Origin of the sequence: Streptomyces sp. NPDC057654 (assembly GCF_042800135.1) — a bacterium.
Taxonomy (GTDB): Bacteria; Actinomycetota; Actinomycetes; order Streptomycetales; family Streptomycetaceae; genus Streptomyces.
In genome coordinates this window covers 1-6,823 of record NZ_JBHVHQ010000449.1, presented here as the reverse complement: position 1 = coordinate 6,823, position 6,823 = coordinate 1, and the positions used below count along the sequence as shown (strand labels likewise).

The 6,823-nt window shown below is 72.9% G+C and carries 4 protein-coding genes, 1 pseudogene and 2 riboswitches; of the genes and pseudogenes, 4 read left to right on the top strand and 1 reads right to left on the bottom strand.

Annotated features, from left to right (window positions below; translation table 11 throughout):
* A pseudogene (locus ACFU99_RS27400) lies at positions 1 to 1,227 on the bottom strand (5-methyltetrahydropteroyltriglutamate--homocysteine S-methyltransferase); the annotation flags it as partial.
* Positions 1,228 to 1,386: 159 nt separating this feature from the next.
* Positions 1,387 to 1,605: riboswitch (cobalamin riboswitch) on the bottom strand.
* Between the two features lie 106 nt (positions 1,606 to 1,711).
* A riboswitch (cobalamin riboswitch) is annotated at positions 1,712 to 1,897 on the top strand.
* Between the two features lie 239 nt (positions 1,898 to 2,136).
* On the opposite strand from ACFU99_RS27400, the gene ACFU99_RS27395 reads away from it, so the two are divergent.
* From ACFU99_RS27395 to mmsB, 4 genes are read left to right on the top strand one after another with little or no spacing between them, the layout of a single operon-like run.
* Positions 2,137 to 3,636, top strand: coding sequence for a CoA-acylating methylmalonate-semialdehyde dehydrogenase (locus tag ACFU99_RS27395; protein ID WP_384396798.1), 1,500 nt, complete (start codon positions 2,137 to 2,139; stop codon positions 3,634 to 3,636).
* Between the two features lie 5 nt (positions 3,637 to 3,641).
* Entirely contained in the window at positions 3,642 to 4,790 is a 1,149-nt protein-coding gene (locus ACFU99_RS27390) for an acyl-CoA dehydrogenase family protein (RefSeq protein WP_384396795.1), read from the top strand.
* Positions 4,787 to 5,851, top strand: a complete 1,065-nt coding sequence (locus ACFU99_RS27385) for an enoyl-CoA hydratase/isomerase family protein (protein ID WP_384396792.1) — start codon at positions 4,787 to 4,789, stop codon at positions 5,849 to 5,851. The genes ACFU99_RS27390 and ACFU99_RS27385 overlap by 4 nt, the downstream gene beginning before the upstream one ends.
* Positions 5,848 to 6,750: a 3-hydroxyisobutyrate dehydrogenase gene (gene mmsB, locus ACFU99_RS27380; protein ID WP_384396788.1), complete on the top strand. Its 903-nt coding sequence runs from the start codon at positions 5,848 to 5,850 to the stop codon at positions 6,748 to 6,750. Before ACFU99_RS27385 ends, mmsB begins: the two co-directional genes overlap by 4 nt.
* Positions 6,751 to 6,823: the final 73 nt, after the last annotated feature.

Sequence of the window (6,823 nt, the reverse complement as noted above, 5' to 3'; positions counted from 1 at the left end):
GGCCCGTACCGCCGGGTCCCGTGTGATCGGGGAGCTGGCGCGGGACGCCAGGTCGGCCCGGTTGGCGGCGATCTCGGTGGCGATCGTGTCCGTGCCGCGCGCGAGGCCGCGGGCGAGCGTCGCGATCTCCGCGGTCTTCTGCCGGGCGAAGGAGAGCCAGCGCAGGATCTGCGGGTCGATGTCGCGCTCGGCCGCCGCGTCGATCGGCACGTGCAGCAGCGAGCAGGAGGCGGCCACGTCCACCCGGTCGGCGAGGCCGAGCAGGGTGGCGAGGGTGGCCAGGGACTTCTCGAAGTCGTTGATCCAGATGTTGCGGCCGTTGACGACGCCCGCGACCAGGCGCTTGCCCGGCAGCCCGCCGACGGCGGCGAGGTCGTCCAGGTTGGCGGCGGCGGCCTCGGTGAAGTCGAGCGCGAGGCCGTCCACCGGGGCCTTGGCGAGGACGGGCAGCGCGTCGCCGAGCCGGTCGAAGTAGGAGGCGACGAGGAGCTTCGGCCGCTCGGTGAGGGCGCCCAGGTCGCGGTAGGCGCGGGCGGCGGCGTTCAGTTCGGCCGGGGTGCGGTCCTGGACGAGGGCGGGCTCGTCCAGCTGCACCCACTCGGCGCCCGCCGCGCGCAGGTCGGCGAGGATCTCCGCGTACACGGGGAGCAGCCGGTCGAGGAGGGTGAGCGGTTCGAAGTCGGCGGCGACGCCGGGGGCGGGCTTGGCCAGCAGGAGATAGGTGACGGGGCCGACGAGGACGGGCCGCGCGGTGTGGCCGAGCGTACGGGCCTCGGTCAGCTCGGCGGCCTGTTTGGCGGAGTCGGCGGCGAAGACCGTGTCCGGACCCAGCTCCGGCACCAGGTAGTGGTAGTTGGTGTCGAACCACTTGGTCATCTCAAGGGGTGCCACGTCCTGGTTGCCGCGCGCCATGGCGAAGTAGCCGTCGAGCGGGTCGGCGTCGACGGCGGCGCGGTGCCGGGCCGGGATGGCGCCGACCATGACACTGGTGTCCAGGACGTGGTCGTAGTACGAGAAGTCGCCGGTCGGCACCTCGTGGACGCCGGCGTCGGCCAACTGCCGCCAGTTCGCGCGGCGCAGGCCGGCCGCGGTCTCCCGGAGGGCGTCGGCGGTGACGCGGCCCTTCCAGTAGCCCTCGACGGCCTTCTTCAGTTCGCGGTTCGCGCCCTGGCGGGGGTAGCCATACACGGTGGCCCGTGCTGCCGCGGCTGCGGACTTCGCTGTCACGGAAATCTCCTTCGCGAGAAACTCCTTGAGATCCCGGCGGCGGGACGCGGACGCGAAGGGTGACGGACCAGGCCGGTGTCCGCGCGTCAGCCGCGCGGTGTCCCGCCTGATATGCACGCCGACCCGCCCACGAGGCCACCGGGATTTCCGTACGCCATCGGTCGCGTACGGGCAACGGGCAGGTCTTCGGACTCGCGGGCACATCTGCCGGGGCAGATTCCTACTGGCCGTCGCTTCCCGGACCCATGGCCGGATCCAGTGCGTATGACGGCGGTCGTTCCCGCTCACCGCTGCGGGGCAGTCCCGGATTCCCACCGGGTTCCCTCTTGCGACGCGCCTGCCTGGGGGGCAGGGCGAACCAGCTGCACGGGTCAGCCTAGAGGCCAGGGGGTTTTCTGGGCACCGCTGTTCACATCCCGGAACGTGATGTGGGACACGGGGCGTGCCGGGGAGCGGTCGCCGGAGGGGGTGGACTTACTAGGACGTCCAACTATATCTTCGGGGCACAAGGTCCGCGGTGCGGGGAAGCCGGTGTGAATCCGGCACGGTCCCGCCACTGTGACCGGGGAGTGTGCTGCCATCCACACGTCACTGGCGAGGTCTGCCGGGAAGACGGGCGGCGCGCGGGGATCCGGGAGTCAGGATACCGGCCGCGGGATGTTCCGTGTTGTCCACGAGGATGGAGCAGACACGCATGGCACCGGTCCGTACCCACGACCCTGGTGACCCGGCGGAGCGCGACCGGCCCACCCCGCGCTCGTAGACCCTCGCGCCCCGGCGGCCTTCGACGTCCGTCCGGCGGCCCGGCGTTCACTGTCCCGCGGCCCGCCGCGGCGGCGCACCCACCCGTGCGCCCGCCGCCGCGGCCCCGCGCCGTCCCCGGATCTCCCCTGACGAGAGCAGGCACCCATGGTCCGCGAACTCACGCACTTCATCGGCGGCAAGCACACCGCCGGCACGTCCGGCCTCCACGGCGACGTGTACGACCCCAACACCGGTACGGTCCAGGCCCGCGTCCCCCTCGCGGGCCGCGCCGACACCGAGGCGGCCATCGCCGACGCGCTCACCGCACAGCGGGAGTGGGGCGAGTGGAACCCGCAGCGCCGCGCCCGCGTCCTGCTGCGCTTCCTCCAGCTCGTCGAGGGCGAGCGCGACTCCCTCGCCCGGCTGCTGTCGTCCGAGCACGGCAAGACCGTGGCCGACGCGCACGGCGACATCCAGCGCGGCCTCGAAGTCGTCGAGTTCGCCGCGGGCATCCCGCACCTCCTCAAGGGCGAGTTCACGGACAACGCCGGCACGGGCATCGACGTCCACTCGCTGCGCGCCCCCATCGGCGTGACCGCCGGGATCACCCCCTTCAACTTCCCCGCGATGATCCCGCTGTGGAAGGCAGCACCAGCCCTGGCCTGCGGAAACGCGTTCATCCTCAAGCCGTCCGAGCGCGACCCGTCGGTACCGCTGCGGCTGGCCGAACTGTTCCTGGAGGCGGGCCTGCCGCCCGGCGTCCTGAACGTCGTCAACGGCGGCAAGGAAGCCGTCGACACCCTCCTGGAGGACCCGCGGGTCGGCGCGCTCGGCTTCGTCGGATCCACCCCGATCGCCGCGCACATTTACGCCACCGCCGCCGCCCACGGCAAGCGCGCCCAGTGCTTCGGCGGCGCCAAGAACCACATGATCGTGATGCCGGACGCCGACCTCGACCAGGTGGTCGACGCGCTCATCGGCGCCGGATACGGGTCCGCGGGCGAGCGGTGCATGGCGATCTCGGTGGCCGTGCCCGTCGGCGAGGAGACGGCCGACCGGCTGGTCGCGGCCCTCAAGGAACGCGTCGGCACGCTCCGCATCGGCCGCAGCGACGACCCGGAAGCCGACTTCGGACCCCTGGTGAGCCGGGACGCGTTCGACCGGGTCCGCCGCTATGTCGACATCGGCGTGAACGAGGGCGCCGAACTCGTCGCCGACGGCCGGGGCTTCACCCTGCCCGGCCACGAGAACGGGTTCTTCGCGGGCGCGTCCCTCTTCGACCGGGTCACCCCGCGGATGCGGATCTACCGTGAGGAGATCTTCGGCCCCGTCCTGTGCGTCGTGCGCGCCGCCGACTACGAGGAGGCCCTGCGGCTGCCCAGCGAGCACCCGTACGGCAACGGCGTCGCCATCTTCACCCGGGACGGCGACACCGCCCGCGACTTCACCCGCCGCGTGAACACCGGCATGATCGGCGTCAACGTGCCCATCCCGGTCCCCGTCGCCTACCACACCTTCGGCGGCTGGAAGCGGTCCGGTTTCGGCGACCTGGGCCAGCACGGCCCCGACGCCATCCGCTTCTACACCCGCACCAAGACCGTCACCTCGCGCTGGCCCTCGGGCGCCAAGGAAGGCGCGAGCTTCACCCTCCCCACCATGGGATGAGCGCCATGACCGCGACCCTGCTCACCGAAGACCAACAGGCCCTCGTCGAAGCCACCCTGGACTTCGCGGAGGACCACCTCGCGCCCCGCGCCGTCCAGTGGGACCAGGACAAGCACTTCCCGCTCGACGTGCTGCGCAAGGCCGCCGGACTCGGACTCGGCGGCATCTACGTACGGGAGAACGCGGGCGGCAGCGGCCTCAGCCGCGCCGACGGCGTCCTCATCCTCGAAGCCCTCGCCTCCGGCTGCCCGTCCATCGCCGGGTACGTCTCCATCCACAACATGGTCGCCTGGATGATCGACCGCCACGGCGACGCGCAGCAGCGCGCGCGGTGGCTGCCCCGCCTCTGCGCCATGGACGACCTCGGCAGCTACTGCCTCACCGAGCCGGGCGCCGGATCGGACGCCGGGGCCCTGCGCACCCGGGCCGTCCGCGACGGCGACTGCTACGTACTCGACGGAGTGAAGCAGTTCATCTCCGGCGCGGGAGCGGCCCAGGTGTACATCGTCATGGCCCGCACCGACGGGGACGGCCCCCGCGGCATCTCCGCCTTCGTCGTCGAACGGGACGACCCCGGCCTCTCCTTCGGGCCCAACGAGAAGAAGATGGGCTGGAACGCCCAGCCCACCCGCCAAGTCGTCCTGGACGGCGTCCGCATCCCCGCCGACCGGCTGCTGGGACGGCCGGGGAACGGCTTCCGCATCGCCATGAGCGGCCTCGACGGCGGCCGGCTCGGCATCGCGGCCTGCTCCCTCGGCGGCGCGCGCAGCGCCCTCAACAAGAGCCTCGGGCATCTCGCCGACCGCCAGGCGTTCGGCTCCCGGCTGCTCGACGCGCAGGCCCTCCAGTTCCGCCTCGCCGACATGGCCACCGAACTCACCGCCGCCCGCGCCCTGGTCCACCAGGCCGCCCAGGTCCTGGACCGCGGCGATCCCGCCGCGCCGCAGCTGTGCGCGATGGCCAAGCGCTTCGCCACCGACACCGGCTACTCCGTCGCCGACCGCTCCCTCCAACTGCACGGCGGCTACGGCTACCTCACCGAATACGGCATCGAGAAGATCGTCCGCGACCTCCGCGTCCACCAGATCCTGGAAGGAACCAACGAGATCATGCGCGTCATCGTGGCCCGCGGCCTGACGGAGGCGTTCCGGTGACCGCCGACGAGCCCGTACTGCTCCGTACCGAAGGCCGCGCCGCCTACCTCACCCTCAACCGGCCCGGCGCCCTCAACGCCCTCACCCACGACATGGTCCGGCGCATCGATACGGCGCTCACCGGCTGGGCGAGTGACCCGGCCGTGCAGACCGTGATCATCACCGGCGCGGGGGAGCGCGGCCTGTGCGCGGGCGGCGACATCCGCTCCATCCACGAGGACGCCCGCGCCGGAGGCACCGCCTCCGCCGCCTTCTGGCGCGACGAGTACCGGCTCAACGCCCGTATCGCCTGCTACCCCAAGCCATACGTCGCCGTGATGGACGGCATCGTCATGGGCGGCGGCGTCGGCGTCTCCGCCCACGGCAGCGTCCGCATCGTCACCGAACGCTCCCGCGTCGCCATGCCCGAGACCGGCATCGGCTTCATACCCGACGTCGGCGGCACCTACCTGCTGGCCCTCACCGAAGGCGGACTCGGCACCCACCTGGCGCTCACCGGCGCGCACATCGGCGCGGAAGACGCCCTGCTGTGCGGCCTCGCCGACCACTTCGTCCCGCACGACGACCTGCCCCGGCTGCTCGGCGACCTCGCCACGCGGCCGGTCTGGGACGCGCTCCAGTCGTACGTACGACAGCCCCCGCCCGGCGAACTCAGCGGCCACCGCGACTGGATCGACGCCTGCTACGCCGCCGACACCATGGAGGAGATCACCGCCCGGCTGCGCGGCCACGGGGCACGCGCCGCCGCCGAGGCCGCCGACACCCTGGCGACCAAGTCGCCCACCGCCCTCAAGGTCACGCTCGCCGCCCTGCGCGCCGCGCCCCGCCTCGGCCCGCTGGAATGCGTGCTGGAGCAGGAGTACCGGATCTCCTGCGCCGCGCTCGCCTCGCACGACCTGGTCGAGGGCATCCGCGCGCAGGTCGTCGACAAGGACCGCAGCCCGCGCTGGGCGCCCGCCGCCCTCGCCGACGTCACCGACGCCGACGTGGCCCGCTACTTCGCCCCGCCCGCCGGCGGCGAACTCCACCTGACCGCAACCCCGCAGGAGGTGCCGTGGTGAACGGCAAGCACACGATCGGCTTCATCGGCCTCGGCCACATGGGCGGCCCCATGGCCGCGAACCTCGCCAAGGCCGGCCACCGGGTCCTCGGCTACGACCTGATGCCCGGCCTGCTCACCGCCGCCGCCGGAACCGGCGTCGAGACGGTCGCGTCGGCGGCGGACGCCGCGGCGACCGCGGACGTGGTGATCACCATGCTGCCCGCGGGCCGCCACGTCCTCGGCCTCTACCAGGCCGAGGACCTGCTCGCCGCCGCCCGGCCGGGCACGCTGTTCATCGACTGCTCCACCATCGACGTGGCCGACGCGCGCACCGCCCACGAGGCCGCGGCCGCCGCCGGGGCGCGCTCCCTGGACGCCCCCGTCTCCGGGGGAGTGGTCGGCGCGGAGGCCGGCACGCTCACCTTCATGGCGGGCGGCGGCGAGGCGGAGTTCGCCGAGGCCGAACCCCTCCTCGCGATCATGGGGAAGAAGGCCGTGCACTGCGGCGGACCGGGCGCCGGACAGGCCGCGAAGATCTGCAACAACATGATCCTCGGCATATCGATGATCGCGGTGAGCGAGGCGTTCGTACTCGGCGAGAGCCTGGGCCTGTCCCACCAGGCCCTCTACGACGTCGCCTCCACCGCGTCCGGCCAGTGCTGGGCCCTGTCCGTCAACTGCCCGGTGCCGGGGCCCGTCCCCGGCAGCCCGGCCAACCAGGACTACCGGCCCGGCTTCGCCGCCCCGCTCATGGCCAAGGACCTGGGCCTGGCGGCCAACGCCGCCAGGGCGGGCGGAATCAACGCCGAACTCGGGCTGCGGGCAGCAGAGTTGTACGCCGCCTACTCCGAGGGGGCCGGCGCGGACCAGGACTTCTCCGGGATCGTCAAGGCCGTCAGGGAAGGCGGCGGCTCCTGAGACACGGTCGGCGATCAGCCGCCCGACGTCTCCACCGGGTAGGGGACGTACGTCCGCCGGTCGGGGGCGACGG